Annotated in this window: 22 protein-coding genes and 2 pseudogenes; all 24 read right to left on the bottom strand. The window is 35.6% G+C overall.

The genetic code is table 11. The annotated features are described in order from the left end of the window. Positions 1-67: 67 nt before the first annotated feature. Positions 68-367, bottom strand: a complete 300-nt coding sequence (locus tag LRR82_RS03670; RefSeq protein ID WP_249030175.1) for a DUF6809 family protein — start codon at positions 365-367, stop codon at positions 68-70. Continuing rightward, the gene (locus LRR82_RS03665) at positions 360-2,216 is read right to left on the bottom strand and encodes a recombinase family protein (RefSeq protein WP_249030174.1); all 1,857 of its coding nucleotides are present in this window, start codon (positions 2,214-2,216) and stop codon (positions 360-362) included. Before LRR82_RS03665 ends, LRR82_RS03670 begins: the two co-directional genes overlap by 8 nt. A 178-nt stretch (positions 2,217-2,394) precedes the next feature. Beyond that, a pseudogene (locus LRR82_RS03660) lies at positions 2,395-2,859 on the bottom strand (type IV secretory system conjugative DNA transfer family protein); the annotation flags it as partial. A 15-nt stretch (positions 2,860-2,874) separates the two neighbouring features. Next, positions 2,875-3,054: a transposon-encoded TnpW family protein gene (locus tag LRR82_RS03655; protein ID WP_249030173.1), complete on the bottom strand. Its 180-nt coding sequence runs from the start codon at positions 3,052-3,054 to the stop codon at positions 2,875-2,877. A gap of 70 nt (positions 3,055-3,124) precedes the next feature. Next, positions 3,125-3,964: an ATP-binding protein gene (locus tag LRR82_RS03650; protein ID WP_249030172.1), complete on the bottom strand. Its 840-nt coding sequence runs from the start codon at positions 3,962-3,964 to the stop codon at positions 3,125-3,127. Positions 3,965-3,982: 18 nt separating this feature from the next. Then, a complete protein-coding gene (locus tag LRR82_RS03645; RefSeq protein WP_249030171.1) occupies positions 3,983-4,738 on the bottom strand; it encodes a phage replisome organizer N-terminal domain-containing protein in 756 nt (251 codons plus the stop codon). Between the two features lie 5 nt (positions 4,739-4,743). Then, the gene (locus tag LRR82_RS03640) at positions 4,744-5,697 is read right to left on the bottom strand and encodes a tyrosine recombinase XerC (protein ID WP_249030170.1); all 954 of its coding nucleotides are present in this window, start codon (positions 5,695-5,697) and stop codon (positions 4,744-4,746) included. A gap of 64 nt (positions 5,698-5,761) precedes the next feature. Beyond that, positions 5,762-5,896 carry a cysteine-rich KTR domain-containing protein gene (locus LRR82_RS03635; protein WP_249030575.1) on the bottom strand — a complete coding sequence of 45 codons (135 nt, stop codon included), beginning with the start codon at positions 5,894-5,896 and terminating at the stop codon, positions 5,762-5,764. 88 nt (positions 5,897-5,984) lie between these two features. Beyond that, positions 5,985-6,791, bottom strand: a complete 807-nt coding sequence (locus LRR82_RS03630) for a YfjL-like protein (protein WP_249030169.1) — start codon at positions 6,789-6,791, stop codon at positions 5,985-5,987. Continuing rightward, entirely contained in the window at positions 6,775-7,317 is a 543-nt protein-coding gene (locus LRR82_RS03625; protein ID WP_249030168.1) for a zf-HC2 domain-containing protein, read from the bottom strand. The genes LRR82_RS03630 and LRR82_RS03625 overlap by 17 nt, the downstream gene beginning before the upstream one ends. Beyond that, positions 7,310-7,810, bottom strand: a complete 501-nt coding sequence (locus LRR82_RS03620; protein ID WP_249030167.1) for an RNA polymerase sigma factor — start codon at positions 7,808-7,810, stop codon at positions 7,310-7,312. Before LRR82_RS03620 ends, LRR82_RS03625 begins: the two co-directional genes overlap by 8 nt. A 214-nt stretch (positions 7,811-8,024) precedes the next feature. Next, positions 8,025-9,482, bottom strand: coding sequence for a MobQ family relaxase (gene mobQ, locus LRR82_RS03615; protein ID WP_249030166.1), 1,458 nt, complete (start codon positions 9,480-9,482; stop codon positions 8,025-8,027). Positions 9,483-9,651: 169 nt separating this feature from the next. Then, positions 9,652-9,951, bottom strand: a complete 300-nt coding sequence (locus LRR82_RS03610) for a hypothetical protein (protein ID WP_249030165.1) — start codon at positions 9,949-9,951, stop codon at positions 9,652-9,654. Between the two features lie 76 nt (positions 9,952-10,027). Further along, positions 10,028-10,417 carry a TnpV protein gene (locus tag LRR82_RS03605; protein WP_249030164.1) on the bottom strand — a complete coding sequence of 130 codons (390 nt, stop codon included), beginning with the start codon at positions 10,415-10,417 and terminating at the stop codon, positions 10,028-10,030. 4 nt (positions 10,418-10,421) lie between these two features. Then, positions 10,422-12,221 (bottom strand): recombinase family protein, encoded by a 1,800-nt coding sequence (locus LRR82_RS03600; RefSeq protein WP_249030163.1) that lies wholly within the window; start codon positions 12,219-12,221, stop codon positions 10,422-10,424. A gap of 54 nt (positions 12,222-12,275) precedes the next feature. After that, a pseudogene (locus tag LRR82_RS03595) lies at positions 12,276-12,800 on the bottom strand (type IV secretory system conjugative DNA transfer family protein); the annotation flags it as partial. A gap of 9 nt (positions 12,801-12,809) precedes the next feature. Next, a complete protein-coding gene (locus tag LRR82_RS03590; protein WP_249030162.1) occupies positions 12,810-13,283 on the bottom strand; it encodes a hypothetical protein in 474 nt (157 codons plus the stop codon). 7 nt (positions 13,284-13,290) lie between these two features. Beyond that, positions 13,291-13,698 (bottom strand): DUF4320 family protein, encoded by a 408-nt coding sequence (locus tag LRR82_RS03585; protein ID WP_249030161.1) that lies wholly within the window; start codon positions 13,696-13,698, stop codon positions 13,291-13,293. Between the two features lies 1 nt (position 13,699). Further along, complete coding sequence (locus tag LRR82_RS03580; RefSeq protein ID WP_249030160.1) at positions 13,700-14,557, bottom strand: type II secretion system F family protein; 858 nt, start codon at positions 14,555-14,557, stop codon at positions 13,700-13,702. A gap of 9 nt (positions 14,558-14,566) precedes the next feature. Further along, positions 14,567-15,472: a type II secretion system F family protein gene (locus tag LRR82_RS03575; RefSeq protein WP_249030159.1), complete on the bottom strand. Its 906-nt coding sequence runs from the start codon at positions 15,470-15,472 to the stop codon at positions 14,567-14,569. 2 nt (positions 15,473-15,474) lie between these two features. Then, positions 15,475-16,794, bottom strand: coding sequence for an ATPase, T2SS/T4P/T4SS family (locus LRR82_RS03570; RefSeq protein ID WP_249030158.1), 1,320 nt, complete (start codon positions 16,792-16,794; stop codon positions 15,475-15,477). After that, complete coding sequence (locus LRR82_RS03565; protein WP_249030157.1) at positions 16,784-17,467, bottom strand: hypothetical protein; 684 nt, start codon at positions 17,465-17,467, stop codon at positions 16,784-16,786. Before LRR82_RS03565 ends, LRR82_RS03570 begins: the two co-directional genes overlap by 11 nt. Positions 17,468-17,477: 10 nt before the next feature. Then, entirely contained in the window at positions 17,478-18,233 is a 756-nt protein-coding gene (gene cpaB / locus LRR82_RS03560) for a Flp pilus assembly protein CpaB (RefSeq protein WP_249030156.1), read from the bottom strand. Next, positions 18,230-18,787, bottom strand: a complete 558-nt coding sequence (locus LRR82_RS03555; RefSeq protein ID WP_249030155.1) for an A24 family peptidase — start codon at positions 18,785-18,787, stop codon at positions 18,230-18,232. The genes cpaB and LRR82_RS03555 overlap by 4 nt, the downstream gene beginning before the upstream one ends. Between the last annotated feature and the right edge of the window lie 36 nt (positions 18,788-18,823).

The raw sequence follows: 18,823 nt of genomic DNA, 5'->3' as shown, positions 1-18,823 counted from the left end.
TAAGCTCCTTTATTAAAATTTGATAGAAAAAGAGGTCGTAATCTGTTAAGATCTCGACCTCTCATTGTCATACTCCATAATCTTCAATTATCTTTTGCTTTCCCTCTATGACTTCCATTCCTACAGAGATACCAAGCATAAAGTTTTGGAACATACAATTATTAAATTCTTCGCTATTGCGTTCCATTAACAAGCAATGGTAATCATCAAAGCGATTTTTTTCCTCTTTGCTCATATCACGCATAAAAAACTCTCGCTCTTTTTCGATTTTCTTACTCAATTCTTTATAGATTGGAGAACGTGAAATTTTTTGTTCCCAGGGGAGAATATCGCCATTAAATATTGCCTTTAATACTACATCACACATAATTGTACCTACTTTCTAATTGTTCATCTTGAATGCTTTCTTTGTATTCTTCAAATGGTATGCCTGCTTTAGGTGGCAGTTCCTCTTGAAGTTCTGATTTTCTTGCAAGTTTTTTTGCTTTGTATTTTTCTTCCCAAGCCTTTTGACTTCCGTTTTCTTTTCGCCTTAAATAATTGCGATGAAGTCGGTCTTTACGTTCTTCTATTTTCTTTTGTTCTGCAAGTTCTTCATCTGTCATAGGCTTTGACTCTAATTCAAACTGTCCTATGAAATTGAAATAAATATCAATGCTTTGAGTGGTGTCTTGTCTACCTTTTCGGTCACGTTCATGCACAATGATTTTTTCTACAAACTCATTTATCATTTTAATATTGAGTTCATCAAAAGTATCATATTTTGCCATTAAATCAACAAACTGTTTCGCTCCATTTTTACCACTTTCAAATGCAGATACCACCTCGCTTAATTGCTTGATTTCTTCTTCCAGTTCTTGTTGCTCTTTTTCGTATTGATTGTTAAGGGTGTAATACCTCTTATCATTCAATCTTCCAAAAATATTATCCTCATAAATACGAGAAATAAGTAGCTCCAATTCGCTTAATCGTTTGTTACATATAGCAAGCCTTTTTTGTTGCTCCTTAACATCTTTATTCTGCTTATTTGCAAGTCGTTCTTGCACTTCAAGAGTAAAAGTTGCTGTATCATCATCAATGGTTTTCTTGATGCCTTTGAGTGTTTCTCTAAGCAATTCAAATAAGTTTTCTTCTTTGATACGATGTCCACTTGCACAATAAGTACCTACTGGAAGTTTGCCATAACTTGCACATACATAGTATGTAACTGGCTTGTTATTGCAATTCCTATGCCCATGAAGTTTTGCACCACAATCAGCACAATAGAGTAGTCCAGTAAATGGATTTACCTCGCCCCATCCGTTAGGGTATCTCTTGACATTACTGCGTATTCTTTGCACATTTTCATAAGTGATTTGGTCAATAATCGGCTCGTGGGTATTCTCAAAGATTAACCAGTGTTGCTCGTCTACATAATGACTCTTTTTATCCTTGAAATGCTTGCGTGTTCTGAAATTCACTGTATGCCCTAAGTATTCTTGACGTTTTAATATATTGGCGATTGTGGAACTTGTCCACCGATAAGGATATTGAATTTCTCGTGTTTTCCATAAGCCAATCCCTAACTTTTGATGATGATAGGCAGGTATTGGAACACACTCATTCTCTAGTATCTTTGTAATCTGATATGGACCCTTTCCCTCTAAAGTCATTTGAAATATTCGCATTACTATCGGTGCAGCGACTTCATCAATAATGATTTTATGCTTGTCATTTGGGTCTTTTAAATATCCATAGGGAATAGCACTTGATACCCTTTTACCACTTTTGCCTTTTGCTTGGAATACAGAGCGAATTTTTCGGCTTGTGTCCCTTGCATAAAACTCATTCATTACGTTTCTAAAGGGGGTAAAATCGTCCTCACCCTTGAAGCTATCTACATTGTCATTGATGGCAATAAGCCTTACACCACGTTGTCGTAACAGCTCCATATACTGCCCAACTTGCAGATAATCACGACCAATTCGGCTCATATCTTTTAGGCAGACAGTCTTAACATTGCCTTGCTCAATTTCTTCTAGCAAATCTAAAAAAGCAGGTCTATCAAAACGAGTACCACTAAAGCCATCATCTGTAAAGTGACGAATGTTATCAAAACCATTCTTTAAAGCATAATCTTCTAGCATTTGCTTTTGATTGGAGATAGAATTACTTTCGCCTTGCTGTTCATCATCACGAGATAGTCGCTCATACAGTGCAGTAATTTGCGTTTTCAAGATGTGTTCTCCTTTCTGTTACGCACTTCGTCATACCAACGAGAGAAGTACTGGTCTTGTTCTTCTTGGGATAGAAGATACCAACAAGTACACTCTTTGCGTAACCATTCTCTAAAATCGTCCATAAATAGCACTTCCTTTCTGCCATTATCGTGGCTATTCTTGTTTGTAATTGATTAAGATTACTATTACAGTTTATATCCCCTGCTGCAAGTTTATATTTTTTGTATTGCCTTACAGCAAAGTGTTGTGATGATTTTTCTTCGAGCTTATCAAACATCAAATCTACTGGATTTTTAAAATCTTCATCATCTTCACGAACTTCACTTGCGTTGATAAATTCAATCAAGGTATTGAAGTTTTGTTCTTCTTTTGGAGCTTCGTACCAAATATAACCGATTAAAGCTGTGTACAGTAGTGTTTCAGCTTTTGTCCAAAATTCATCACCACCTTTTTGTTCTCCTTGCGTATTTTTCATTAAAGTAGTTACCAACTTTAAAATATCTTTTTCACTTCGGATATAGGCAAAAGGGTTATAGTGCATTGATTTTTTGAAGTTAATCGTATTCAGTATTTTAATTTTGTATCCTTTGCGTTGTAAGAGTTTCCCACACTCAATCACGATACTCCCTTTAGGGTGCGTTTTGTCAAGACCGAATTACAAGTATCTTTGTTTTTCTAAATCTTGAATGATTAAGCGTTCAATTTTATCATCAATAGTTTCTTTACTGGTTTTGCTAAAATGAACACCTACAACATAAGTGGTATTGCCTATCTTGTGAGTAAATGTACCTTGTGGGGGAGAAGTGGTCACTGGTTTTACTGTTTGTTCTGTCATATAGTCTGCTCCTTTCTAAATTTGGGCATAAAAAAATGGCTCTTACTGATTTTGTAGTCAATAAAAGCCATTAGCCTAAGATTTCTTTCAGTTTATTCAATTTTTCCTTTGCTCTGTCCTTGCGTTTGCTCTCGCCCTCAAAGAAGATAGGCACACACATCTCTAGCACTCGGTCATATATGCGTCTATAATCGGTCTGAATGGCTGTATTTTCGATTTCTGATAGTGTTAGGTTAGTTGTCACGATTAAAGGCTTAGAAGCTGTGTATCGGCTGTCTATGACGTTGTAAATCTGTTCTAGGGCAAATGCAGTATCTCTTTCCATTCCAAAATCATCAATTATGAGTAGGCTCTTACGATTGAGATTTGCAATATACTCGTTTTTATCAATTTGTAAATTCATCATATCAGCTAAAATAATACCAAAGTTTGTCATAAGCACCGAAACCTCTTTGTCGATCAGTGCATTGGCAATGCACCCTGCGACAAAACTTTTGCCAGTACCAACATTTCCCCATAGTAGTAATCCTGCATTTTCAGCTTTTATCTTATCAAAGTTTTCTACATATCGCTTTGCAATATCAATCTGCTTGCCATCACTTGTGTCATTGTTGAAAATCCACTGCAACATCTTCTTATCTCGGATACCTTGTTCTCTAAGTCTTTCCACCAGTTGAAAATGCTTTCTAAGTTCTTCTTGTCTGCGTTCTTCTTCAATTTCCTTAGAGCGACACGCACAAGGAATGGGTACAATGTTTCTTCCGTCAAAAAATGGCTTATCCAATCTTTTTTGCTTTGGAGTGTTACATTTACCACAATACATGAGGTTGTCTGTTTCGTTTAGATAGTCGCTAGGCTCTGAATTTCGCTGTTCAATGCTGTCTGCTATGTTATTAATATAGTTTTTCATGTTCAATATTCCTTTCGTTTACAGGCTGTTATTACCCTTGTAGTCATAATTGCGTACTTCGCCCTTATTAGCTCGCTGTGAGCCTTTTGTATTCTTAGATACATCTTCCTTTGCCCATCTGCGTATAGTGGCTACATGGCTATTGTAGGTCTTACCAGTGCTTGCCATATATTCGCTTAATTTTTCAATATAGCTTTCAAAGAGTGAGGGTAGTTCTTGTTTTAATTGCTCCAGTTCTTCATCTGTTAATGAAATATTTTGATATTTTCCATAAAACTGTGTGTGATGTCCCTTTTCTAACTCTCTCTCTATCTCTATCTCTATCTCTTTCTCTCTCTCTATCTCTGGTGGACAAATGTCCAAGATAGGGGTGGACATTTGTCCACCTAACTGTTTTTGCTTAATATTTCCGTTTCTAGCACGTCTTTTTCGTTCTCCCTCTGTGGAAGATTTTCCAATAAAAAGCTCGATGTTACTCATGTAAACTGTGCTATCTTCAAGAATTTCCACAAGTCCTAATTTCTCATATATCTGCAATGCTCGTTCGATAGTGCCTACTTGTTGTCTTGTAATCGTTGCTATCATTTGAGCATTGTAGGGGATATGTTCATCTAGTTGTAGCTTGCCATCGTGTTTAAGCGACTTTAAATACAGTTTCAAGAGGATATATGAATAGAGTATTCCATCTTGCATACTCTCAAGCAAGATAATACTATCATCATCAAAATAACTTTCTTTTAGCTTGAGGTAGTAATATTTTCTATTGTCTGCCATTGGTATTATCCTTTCATCACATTGCCATACATTCCTGATAGAGGATTAGAGTTTACAGCAGTTCTTAATTGGCTCTCGTCAATATGCGTATAGATTTCAGTAGTGGCGATACTTTCGTGTCCTAAAATCTGTTGTAGTGAGCGAATATCTACCTTGCCATACTGATACATCAAGGTGGCTGCTGTGTGTCTTAATTTGTGTACGGATATATTTTTGTGTTCTAAATTTGCAAGTTTAATGCACCTTTTAACAACATCTTGAACACTTCGCCCTGTCATTCTATTTCCTTGCTTAGTGATAAATAGTGCAGTAGTGGAAGTAGGTATTTGTTCTCGCTCTTTTAACCAATTTTCAAGAGCCTTTTTGGTAGCACTGGTTAGAAATATCTTGCGTTCTTTATTTCCCTTGCCGATAACTTGCAAAGTGTCTGATGATACTTGCCCAACATCAAGGCTTGTTAGTTCTGATAGCCTTAATGCACAATTAAGAAATATCGTGATGATACAATGATTTCTTGCAGAAAATTCACTGGCAATGAGCAACCTTACACTTTCTTCAAGAGTTAAATATTTTGGTATACGTTTAGGAATTTTAGGTGTTTCTAAGTCCTCTGCGACATTATTATCAATGACACGAGCCTTGTTTTTTAGATACTTCCAAAACTGACGGATAGATACAATTTTTCTTGCCCTAGTGCCTGCACTCGCCTTGTTTTCTGTTTGGCAATGAGAGATAAACGCATACATATCATTGAGAGTAACACTCCCTATAAATGCACTATCTATCATGCTTAAATCATACTTTTCTCGCACAATATTTCGCTTGTTACAAAGAAACTCAAAGAACATCAACACATCTGTGCGATACTCTATAACCGTATTGATTGAGCGACCTTTAATAACAGTGAGATAGCTTAAATATTCTTCTAATAAATCAAAACTTTTGTAGTTCTTCAGCATAACTTTCTCCTTTCATTTGGGCATAAAAAAAGACGAACCATGTATATGATCCGTCTTTTAATGCCTATTTAATTTTTGCGATAATCTTGTACTTTAGTACATCAATTAAAGTTTCTTGCTTACACTTCGGACAGAATAGTGGGAAGTTTTTGAGTTCCGTATCTTCTCGAAGTTGTATCCTTGTTTTGTTTTGGCACATAGGACATAAAAGCCACTTCTTATCTTGCACCTAGTAGCTCACCTCCTATATCATTTGTTGTTACTTACCCTTGAACAAAATGCTCATTTTATTTATCATAATCTATTGGGTTTGTTTCGTCCATTGTTTTAAGTATATCAGCTAAATTTTCATCATCAATTTGTGAATATGGCAAGTAATCTACTCTATATGCAAGATTGCCTTCGGCATTAATCATTCCAAAACTTATATAATAAAAGCCTATACCAGCTTCATCAAAAATACGTTTCAACTCTCTTATAACCTCTGCACCTTTTTCAAAACTTTCGTCACCGTCAGTAAATCTAAGGTCTATGTCAATTAAGCCACCTATCGCTCCCATCTGTGCTATATCATAATCTTTATCAAGTTCAAGTGTAGTACCATCAATTCCACCCGATACATCTTCAAAACCCACTAATCTATCCTCAATTTCGATGCTGCTCATTAAATAAGCTGATGTATAAAAACTGTCAGTTTCTTTGAATAGTGGATTAGTTTCAAGTTGCTCAAAGATAAGATCTGTTTCATCTCTATAATCTTCATTTAATCGGTGTAAAACATTCCAGCCATTTGTAATGTTGTTTTCATATAAATCTCTACCAAGTTTGCCGTTCATACCATAGTACAGTGTAAAATGTAAATCTTCTATTGTTTCGCTTTTTAGTTTTACATAATATCTGGTGCTTTTAAAATCAAATCCGATTTCTTTTACAAGGTCTAAGTCTGAATACTGTGCTTCTATATATCTTACAGAATTTCTGTCGACTAAATATTTCGAAACTGGATTTCCAACAAAACCATTTGCCACAAATAATAGTCCTAATATTAGTAAAACTGCAACAACAATTGCAATAATTTCAGTTATCTTTTTCATCTTTTTTCTCCTTCTTAAATCCAAAATGCAGTAACATTGCTACTAAAATACCGAACAAAGTTAATCCAGTGTATATTAATGCCCACCATAATGGCGGTATGAACGCTTGCACAAGGTTTCCATTTAAGGCATAACCAAAACTATCATATAACCATCTTAAATATACTGTAATAAATACTGCCGTACACACATAAATCGATTTCTTTTTAAGTGAAAAATAACTAATTCCACCAATTGCTGGCATAATCAAGATGTTGTAAAACATAAATTGGTTTGCTGATAAACTAATTCCAAAAAGCATACCTAGTCCTATTATTATAAGACATATATGTGTTAAATTTTTCTTGATATCTTTTAAGATTTTCTTGTCACTATCTTCAAAAACCACTTCTACACCGTATACGTTTTTACAGTCTTCGCAAAACTTCATATGTTCATATACTACTTTTTTGCTGTCATCACTTGCAACTTCATCTTTAACAAGTGGCATTAAATCCATGCAAATATCACACGAAATTTTATTCATCGATATAACCCTCCTTCGTCAAAATATGCTTTATTTTTTTCTTCGTCCTAAAATCAATAACTCTTGCTGAATTTTCCGAAACAGAAAGTTCATTTGCAATTTCATAAAAGGAAAATCCTTCAACACGCATCAAAACAACTCGCCTTGATTTTTCTGTTTCTATGTTAAGTAATTCCAATATTCTATCTATTGTTTGTTTATCTGAAATAGTATCTTCACAGAAAAAATCAATCTCATTTATATAAAAGGCTAATTTTTCATTTAGACTTTTTATTCGTTGTTCTTTTCTGACAAATTCAAACCATTTAAGCCTTGCAATACCAAATAACCATGTCTTGATAGTAGAATCACCCTTGAAAGTGGGTAAAGATTTAATTGCCTGCAAAAACACTTCTGAAGTTAAATCTTCTGAAATATCTTTGTTGTGTGACAAATGATATAAAAAATAGTATACATCTTTTTTATATCGTTCATATATAGAATCAATTTTCATCTTTTACCTCCTTTCATATAATGAGTGACACTTAATTAGGTTTTGTTACAAGTATTTTTGAATATTTTAAAAATAGCTGTATGCTAAAAGCAAACAGCTATACTAAAGGGTATATAAATAATCTCACATCTTCACGATGTGGCTTTGTTTCAATCATTATATCATATCGTTGCACAAAAAGTCTATTGATAAAACACCCAAAAACTGTCACCTTCTACAATGATGTTTCCGTCACTCGCTCTTTAGTTGGCTTTGGAATATCTGCACCAGTTCTTTCTTCTTCCAGTATCTTTTGTACCTTTTCGGCATTACCGATTTCTTGTTTTAATGCTTTCAATTTCCACTCGCACAATGAAATATCTTGCATAAAAGAACTGTGTTCCTTTCTCCAATCCGATACACTAATTTTCCCTTTAGCATTTGCATATTTCTGTAATAAATTTGCGATTTCTTGCACACGTTCAATTTCTGTTTTATGCTTGCTATAAAACTGTTCTTTTTCCTTGCCTTTTAGGGAATTGTTCTGCTTTATAGTAGGACTTAACTTTTGATATTCACTCCAAAGTTCTAATCGTTTATCAAGGCTTTCTATCTTCTTTTTAATGCCTGCCTGCTCTCGTTTGATGGCATAAAAGCTAGAGTTTAGCTCGCTGATTTTACTTGCAAAATCTTGCATTGTTTGAATATTATGTGTCTGCATAAAGTTCCATACACTCACATTGGATTTAAGGTCTTTAAGGATTTGATATTGATTTTTTACCACAACATTATTGGCTTGTAATTTATCCATAACAGAAGCTCTTACGTTTGCTTTTTCAAGGTCTAAAGGCTTGGCTTTTAATTCTCGTTGCCACTTCATAAGCCTTGAAATTCTCGCCCTAATTATCTTACTTTCCTTGTTATCCTCTGCAATTTGTCGGTTGATATTTCCTCTTTCAGTAACAATTCCTTTTTGCTCCATTTGGCTTGCCTGTACTCCTAGATGGATAGATGGGATTTGGTCAACACCTTGTCTTTCATAACTTCGGTGGTCGATACGTTCTCTGTATCCTAATTGTTCAAGGTAGAGATTGCAATGTTCACTCCAGTTTGCTCTCCAAAGTTCTGCATTGGTTTGTTCGTTCCAATCCGTAGTGTCTTGTTTGTGGGATTTCCAGTTACCACTTGCAAGTTTTATTCGCTGTCCGTTCTCGTCAAGGTCATAAATCTTGCGTGATTTTGCTCCCCATTTTCCATCTTGTTCTATAGGTCGCATAGTCAACATGATATGGCAATGAGGGTTGCTAGGGTCTTTATTATGAATAGACAAATCAGCAATCATACCCTTTGAAACAAAGTTTGCATTGCAATAATCAATCATCATTTTTTGCCATAGATGTGAGGGGATTTCTTTCGGTATTGATACTTCAATTTCTCTTGCCAGTTGACTGTTTTTTGCCTTTTCAATTTTCTCTACTGCGTTCCATAAAGTGCTACGGTCTGCATACTCTTTAGGGGCATGAGAGGGTAGTAAAATACAACTAGAATAGATACCACCTTTTTGTGTGTAGTCATGCGTTTCTCCATCATATTCATTGGTTATTTTAGTGCCACTACGATATGCAGATGAAGCAACAGCAGACTTGCCTTTTCCTCTACTAATCACTTTGATTGCACAATGATAAATAGCCATAAGTTGCTCCTTTCGATTTATCAGACTTTATGAAAATGACTACACCTCGCAAGGTGTAGTCGGTTTCGTAAAGTACACTAGGGGTTTGGGGAGAGTAGCTCCCCATTGCTTCGCAGAACGCACGCACCATTGTAAATGGTGTATAAGTGCGCCCTTGTAACCAAGGGAGTTATCCCACATCTTCGGTTTCCGTCATTTTACTAAGCAAATGTAATGCTCGTTCACTCTGCAATACTTGTTGCAAGAATACCTTTAACTGCTGATTAGTCAAGCTCGCTATTTGTGGGTTCATACTGTCTATAATTGCACCACGTTCAATCTTTTTGCGAGTACGTTCTTTGCGTTCTTTCTCTCGCTCCCTCGCTTGGTGTTTCTCTAATTGATGTTCCTGCTGTTTCTTCTGTACTTGTAAAATATTGATTTCTTCTTGGGTATCTTTGATTTGTTCTATGACTGATTTTTTTGCCATTTCTTTAAGCTCCTTTATTAAAATTTGATAGAAAAAGAGGTCGTAATCTGTTAAGATCTCGACCTCTAATTGGTTATTACAGATAGATGATTTCAGTAAAAATGATTTCTTCAATCTGTGCTATGATATTATTTACTCTGCCTACCCATTCAAGCTGATTGGTGGCTTTGAGTTCTTCTGTTACACCTTGCTTTTCTTTGTACTGGGGTAGTAGTGTATCTAATAAGTATTGTGATTGCTCATTGACATCACGCAAGTGTGAGTGGAGTGTGCCATTTAATAATAGATGATGATATAGGGGTGTTCTATGTTCTTTCAAAAATGTTTCGTAAAGCATACCATATTTACCTAAAGGTCTATCATCTGTATCGCTTTTATTTTCATTGAACTGTCCTAAATTCGGCACATAATAATCGCCAACTTTGATGTAAGTACCACCTAATTTTTCAAATATACTTTGTTCCATTTGATTATGCTCCTTTATCAAGTTTTTGTTTTGCTTCTTCTAATAATTTTGCTTTTTTGCGTTCTTTTTGCACCTTCGCTTCTCGTCGATTGGTTTCAATATCTTTGACAATTCTTTCTCGCTCTTTAGCTTGTGCGACCAATTCTTCTTCACTAAGTTCCACTTGTGGAAGTTCAAATTTACCAATAAAGTTGAAGTAAATATCAATCTGTTGTTGTCTTAATCTTGTTCGTCCACCAGTAGCTTCATGAACGATAATTTTTTCTATAAATTCATTTAGAATTGTGGGTGTGAGTTCATCAAAGTCTTTGTATTTTTTTACAAGTGCAATGAACTTATCTGTTTTTACTGTCTGCGATGCAATTTCATTTACAACTGTTTCTATCTCTGCAATTCTATTAGTTAAGGCTTGGTGTTCATCATCATAATCAGCAAGTAGCCTTTCAAAATGATTATCTGGTATCTTGCCAATGGCATTGCCCTCGTAGAGTTTCTTCACAAGCAAATCAAGTTCTGCAATTCGCTTTTTGGCTGTGGCAAGTTCCTTTTTATCACTCTTGGTTTGTTCTTCATGGTGTGTATCTGATAACAGTTTTACTCGCTCTATAAACTCTTTTTTATCAGTTAAAACATAGGTGCTTACATTTGAAATTGCTGTCTTGATTAAAGTTTCAATCGCTGAACTTTTGGTAAAATGGATAGTGCAATTTCTATGCAAATTTCTGTAATCGCCACAAACAAAAGCACTGTCGCTGTCGTATGTTTTTCCATCTTTTCTGTGATTGGCTTCGGGACTTCTGTATGTCATTCTAGCACCACAATCTGCACAATATAGCACTCCCGATAACAAGTGTGAAAGTGGTTTGTTTCTCACAGTTCTACGAACTTTGCGTTTAAGTCTTTGAGCATTGTGCCATGTTTCTTCTGACACAATAGCAGGGTGGGTATTTTCAAAGATGATTAGTTCATCTTCGGTGGCTTTTCTGCGTTTTTTTGTTTTGAAGTTCTCACAAATTGTCTTACCTAACACTGTATGCCCCATATATTCTCTCTTTTGAAGAATGTAGCTGACAGCAGTAGACGACCATTTGTAAGGGTCTTGATAGCTATTACTTCGGCAATCACTAGGATGGTTCAGTTCTGCGTAAGCTGATGGAATAAGCACTTTATTTTCGCTCAATGTTCTTGCTATGTGATTAACTCCATATCCCTCTGTTATCATCTGAAATATCTGTTTTACCACCTTTGCAGCTTCTTCATCAACATAAAGGGTATTTTTATCGTCTGCCTTACGATAAAAGCCATACGGAATAGCACCACTACAACGCTTGCCCTCTTTCATACGAGCCTTAAATACTGCTCTAATCTTGTTGCTTGTATCCTTGCTGTACCATTCATTCATTATGTTCAAAAAAGGTGTAAAATCATTGCTTTCTTGCTTACTGCTATCTACTCCATTGTTGATAGCGATAAATCGTACATCTTTTTCAGGGAACATTATCTCGGTGTAAAAGCCTACTTTTAGATAATTTCTTCCGAAACGAGATAGGTCTTTACAAATTATTTGTGCCACATTGCCTTTCTCGACCTCTGCAATCATCTGCTTAAACGCAGGTCGGTTAAAGTCAACTCCCGAATAACCATCATCACTGAAATGGACTATGCGATTAAATCCGTTTTGCTTTGCAAATTCTTCTAAATATGCCTTTTGGTTGGTAATAGAGTTACTTTCGCCTTGCAGTTCATCATCACGAGATAGACGAGTATACAATGCTGTAACCTTGATATTGCTTGATTTTGCCACTGTTTTTTCCTCCTTTCGTCTTTGATTGGACTTTCTCTGTCCTTATATATTGTAACCTTTTGGATCAGTAACTACATAGGAGCTGTGGCATTGCATAAGGTTTGGTTTTAGCCAAAATCTTGTTTTACCACTACCCGAGCCACCAACAATAAGTACATTCTTATTTCTTGCTGTTTTTGGATCTTTTGGGCGATTGTTCATGGTTAAATGTTCTGTTTGGGTGAGAATAACATTGTTTTCAAATACTGGATCGGTATAAGGTTTTATATCGTTCCGTGTTCCAAATCTCGCCGAGCCATACTCCATACCTTTTCTATATTTCTTCGCACTTTTACTTCGTATATAAACAAACAGTCGTATAGCGATTGCGAAGAAAAATCCCACCATTAAGTCTGTGGGATTAAATGAGGGGAACGGATTTTGAAAGGCAAGGCTAAATCCGTCCATATATCCTAAAATCTTTTGTCCTATATCAATACCACTTGCATATCTCCAAGCCTGCGACACTTTAGTAAAGAATAGTGCTAGTACAAGGTACGGAATATGAAGTATGAATTGTTTCTTTACGTCATTTGTCATAGTCCCTCCTTAAAATTTACTTGCTAGTTCAGAGTAAAGGGTTATTGTCGTTTCTAGTGGTGGAAAAGATACTCCCGATACTTCTACTGGCATACTTAAATCAAATTCAATCATTACATCCATTTCATTTACAGTATCAAAGGTAAGGTCTAAGTTCGTGATTTCAAAACTTCGCCCCGTACTTGTTTCACCTTTTAAGTCAGCATCCACACCCAACGCATTTGCTAGATAGTCGATTAACTCATTTTCATCTATGGTCACTAAATAGCTATTTCCATTTTTAATAGAGTCCATATTTTCCATTGCTTGTACTGTGACATATTCTTCAAGGCTTGCATTTGCTGTATGCTGTATTTCTAAAGCCAAACTTCTAAATTGCATGACAGTAACAATTCCAAGAGTTAGAATACATAGAAAGATTAAAACGACTATGGTGTAGATTAGACTTGATGAGCCTTGTTTATCTTTTAATAGTTTTCTCATAGTCCACCTACTTCCAATAATATTTTGAACGACCAGTTTTTGTGATTTCAAATTCTAATGTTCGGTCAAAGCCTAATAGATTGATTTCCATTTCTGACTTTAATGTAATTGTAATCAGTTCTCCGTATTGTACTTTCGAGCCAGTAAGGTAAGTGGTGGAGTAAGAAACATCGGGAGAAATAAGCAAACTTTCTTCCAGTTGTTCAAAGCGGTCATCTACCTCTGTGCTACTGGTTGTTCCATAATCACAGACTGTTAAAATGTACTGATTGCCAAATTCGTTGAGTGCGACTTGATGATTTACCACCTTGATAAAGGTGATAGAAATAACAAGCATACAAGTAATTACCATTAACCCTACAAGGGAGCAAACCAGTTCAGAAAATCCATTATTATTTCTTAGTATTTTTCGCATATTACATCCCTCCAAACAACATGGTTGAAGAAGTCAACGCTGTGGCAAGAATAGCAAATACTGTTACGATAGATACTGCGAACATGATGTAACTTAGCCTATTAATTTGTGGTTTTTTCAATAATGCTTGCCTTTTTAGACTTTGCTCCCATTCGTTAGAAAGTTCATAGCCTAAGTTCTCAAAGTACAAGGTCATTTCATCACCTTTCATAGCAGAGAGCAATCCACGAGTAAGTCTTGATATACTAGAAGAATTGTTACGCATTTCCATATTTTTCAAGGCTTTCTCATAGTTTCCGATTTTCATTTCAGCAACTGTTACTGTCAGTTCTTCTGTAAGTGGAGTGTTAAAATTCATCTTGTAGCTTTCGATACAGTTCATAATGTTTTTCTCTGTCTTTAGGGCATTTGCCATGTACATGACGAATTTGAGTGTTTCTGTTTCAATGTTTCGCTGTCTTTTTTCTCCTGCTTCACTTAGTAAATTGTATTCTCGTCTATATAGGTAAAGGGAGATAATGAAAGGCAATACGCAAAACAAAGGGTTGATAAATACGAGAATAAAAATAAGTCCTAAAGGGAGTAATGCTACAACGTAACTTCGTGCAACAAATTCTTCGGGACTTTTGGAACTACTAGCAACTGCAAGTAGCTTTTCTACTTTATTCTGTTTTACAATGGTTAGCTTTAAGTGTGGAGCAAGTTTCTGTGTCATCTTATCAATCAGATCCGTAAGAAGTCCACTTTTCTCTGTATCTTGTTTAAATGCCTTGCTTGTTTGAAAACTTGGCACTTTTAATAAAATAGCCAGTAAGCTATACAGAGTAATCGCTCCTAGCAATATTAAAATAATATTCATGTGTTCCTCCTATAAGTCAAATTTGATTTCCCTTGTAATGAGTGTTGCTTTTATAGATACAATCAAAGCAACTGCAAAATTAAGGGCGATTAAGATATTACTTAGATTTTCGGGAATATCAATCATCAAGCCACTTGGTAGCACGAACACACCCACATAAAGGAGTGCAAGTGCAGCTACAATCAGCATCCAAAAATCTTTGATACAATCCATAAGAATATTTTGTAGTTCACCCGTTACCACATTGATTTTAGATAACTTCGTTACAATCGGTGATAGTACATACTTGATACCTCTGTTTCTTGAACATCGCTTTAAGGCTTCGCACCATTCCACCCATACGGAGTTATCAATGCGACCTTTCATGTGTTCAATCGCTGTTTCATAGTTAGGATTGACGTTTTCCATTTCATGCACAAAACTCTCAAAGATACTGCGAATTGGCTCTCTTGTATCTTCTGTATTTTCCTTAAATGCCATAAGGATATTTTCTGTTCGCTCATAAGAAGTAGTAACACTGGACATTGCTGTTACCAGTTCTTCGATCACGAGCTTGTTGTATGAGATAAACTGAAAACGAATGTAGATAAATGGAAGAATACCACAAGCAATAGCAAATACGGGAACTAGATATAAGTTACCTAACATACCTGCAACAAATGCCCCAACAACGACTAGCACAACTGTTAGTATCAGTACAAAGTTGAATTTCCCAGTTTGCCCAGTGGCTGACAGCATATCTCTTGTATCGTTTACGAATTTAACAAGAACATTTTCTTTGTCATTCATTTGAGATTTAAAAGTGTCTTCTTTCTTTTTCTCAAATAGAGCAGTTACATCATTTGTAGTTACTCCAAAGGCTAAGAAGATAGCGACTGAAAACAGAAGAAAGGCTACTAGCAATAACATTTCCATACTCACATACCTCCTAATTCATCAATTTCAGCTTGACTGATACCATACATTTTCATCTTATCAATCAAATGACTAGAGCAAGTACCAACTTGTCTATGTTCGCCTTTAATTACCACACCATTATCATTGACTGTATTTTCTTCAATTTCAAATTTCCAAAGTGGGTTATAATGAGCCTTATTTTCTTCATCAACAAAGCATTCTGTAATTCCCATTACTCTACGAGAATTATCCTCAAGCATATGAAGAAATACAACAACGGGAAAGGCTTCTTGTGCCTGCATTAAAGCTGTTGGATAATCGGTATGGTTTCCTTTTCTAGCAAGGTCTGCAATACGTTTGTGAGCTTCTCTTGGTGAGCCTGCATGAGTAGTGGAGATAATCGGGTGTCCCGAACGACTGGCTTCCACAGCTGCACTGGCTTCACTATCACGCATTTCTGCAACGGAAATATAGTCGGGATTAAGTCTAAGGGAAATAACCACTAAATCTTCTTGCTTAATATCTAAACTTTCGATTTTGCTTTCCCTTGTCAACATATGCACCACGTTATTGACCACTTCGCCATCTTTTACTTTGGTTAAGTCCATTTCACGAGCTGAGTTTTCAATGGTTACAACTTTTGTTGTATCAGATAGTGTTGAAAGCAAATAGGAGAGGAAAGTTGTTTTCCCAGTATTTACTTTTCCTACCACAAGTACCGATACTCCTCGTTTCATAAAAGTAGAGAGCATATCAATTTCTTGCTTTAAGGCAAAACCACCATCTACATATCGTTCAATTTGAAAGACTTGTTTTGATAGTTTACGAATATAGCAAGCAACACCAACATATTCATCAACAATCGGTGATTTTACAGTCGTGATACGAATATTTGAGCCGATAGAAGTTTCAGCGATTGGCATACTTTCATCAAGCACTTTTCCTTTTTCTTGAATAAGTCTACGGATCACATCAATGCTGTGTTCGGGATTTTCAAATCCACTAATGTGTTCAAAATGTCCATCACGAAATTGTAAGATAATACAATTCCAAGCATTTACATGAATACCCTCTACAGTATCATCTTTTAGAGCATCGGTTAGGATAGAATATTCGTGGGTATCGTTATAAAGCTTTCTAATTAACTCTTTACTGGTATATCCATCTAGTTGAATGTGATTAGATTTCAAATAGTTACGATAAAAGGCAAGTACAAGTTGCCTGCTTTCCGTTGTGTTTTTTTCTGCGTTTAATTGCCAGTAGTTCTCATTTACAGCAAGACGCACCTTTTCAAGAAGTGGAAAGTAGTCGGGGTTAGGAGCTACTTGTTTATACGTCATAACTTACCTCCAGTTCTTCCATCGTCTTGGCAATGGATTTTAATGTTTTCTTATATTTACTACTAACGGATACATCTTTGATTGCTTCGCCATTGTAAATTGCTGTAAGTTTCTTCTCATAAGGAAGTTCAAATGGTTTCTCTTTAAAGGTAGTGAGAGCATCTTGATATGAGCCATAAGGACTACTTTGCCACAACACATTAATTGCACCATTTTCTTCTTTCATTCTAAAATGATGTCCTCGAATATCAGCAGTCGTAATACAGATATTGGTACAATCGGGAGCCTTTGCAATAAAGCTGTCAAAGATATGTTTTGAGCTATCTACAATTACAATATCTGCAATTCCTTCTAGTGCTGTCAGTAACCTCACGCAGTTAAAAGTAGTAATATCGGGAAAGTTTTCGGTGTAATCGCCACCAGTAATCATTAAAAATCGCTTGTTGATTAAACTTGCGTTTTGATAAATATCTTTATCTGTAATGACTGGATCAGACAAGAGCCTTGCAAGAGATTTCTTTGTTTTCTTCGCATTAGGGAATAGACAACGAAAGGTTGCTTTTTGCTCATCGGTACTAATAAGCACTACTTTTTTATCTTTACTAAGGTGTTCAGCAAGAAAGTAGGAAAATAAGGTTTTCCCACTATTGCCAGTTACAATAATTTTCTTCATGTTGTCCTCCTTATTCTGTGATTTCATGAGTGAGTACATCTTCTTCGCTGTCTGTCACATCGTCCTCAGTTTGTTCAGCAGGGATATATTCTTCTTGTAAAAGTTCTTGTGCAGTTAAATATTCTTGTTTTAGAGTTTCATCACCACGAGAGATAAGAGCAAGATGCAAATTACTTGTATATTCATATTCATTTAAAAGCAAGGCTTGTTCTTCATTTACAATAAGAGTAATAACGGAAATAGATTCTTCATCTGTTTCTGTTTTATCTGCCCCAGTTGAAGTGCTAACATAAAGTACCTCTACGTATTTTAGCAAGATTGGTTGAGTGGATACTCCGTTTGTGTTGACATAGACGGAAACAATATCTCCCGATTGAAGTTTATTTGCCACACTACTTGCAAGAGAACTAGAAGAAATAGTAAAAGCAATTTTTCCATCTTCCAATTTATCAAAACCTTGAATAACATCAGCTTGCGTATCCACAAGTAGAGTATCAATGATTATTTGACCATTAGCTAAATCAGTAGCTGCATAACTTCCAATAATCTCATTTTCATCTAACACAACATTATCCATGCCTTTTGTACCAATAGTTACTGAAGTAAGCATTTCATCGGTAATTTGTGTTCCTTGACTAATATTTGTATTGAGTTTATATGCTGTTACATCCTCCGATGTGTTGGATTGTAAAAATGAATAAACACAAAGTGCTGATAATACTACACAAATGGTAGCTAAAAATAGTCTGTTTCTAATTAGTTTCATAATAGGTTAATTCCTTTCATAATGGTTACGGCAATACAGCCGATTGTAATGTAAGGCACAAGTGGATAGTGCCTTTTGATAGGTTCTCTTTTAATTAGTGTAACTGCAATTTCTACAATTACTGATAGGGATAGTCCAATGAGCAAGGCGATTAAACTTGGTAATGCACCAAGTACAAAGCCACAAGCTCCTGCGATTTTTACATCTGCTCCACCTAGATTAGTCAGCATAGCCACTAAGAAAAATGAGATAAAACAGATACTAGCTCCTACTAAGCTATCGAGAGTTACACCAACTAGTCCCACTCCAAGTAACATGAACGTGTATTTATCTGATACTGTCATTGTTTTTAGATCGCTAATAGATGCAAATACAAGTATGGTAATAAATAACATTGCTTTTACTAAATTCCAAGATAAGAAAGTTTCGTTTCCTATCGAGAAAAATGTAAGGTGTAGGATTGTCACTAATAAAAGAGCAATAAGTGGAAATATAACGGGGACTGATATGCCACCATTTATATCCTTTAATTTACGTTTGATTTTAAGTAACATATCGTCCTCCAATTTTGACTTGTCATCTTCGGTTGT

This window comes from Tannockella kyphosi, assembly GCF_021054785.1.
Lineage (GTDB): Bacteria > Bacillota_I > Bacilli_A > Erysipelotrichales > Coprobacillaceae > Tannockella > Tannockella kyphosi.
The sequence above is the reverse complement of the archived record's forward strand: the minus strand, read 5'-3'. Positions and strand labels throughout refer to the sequence as shown.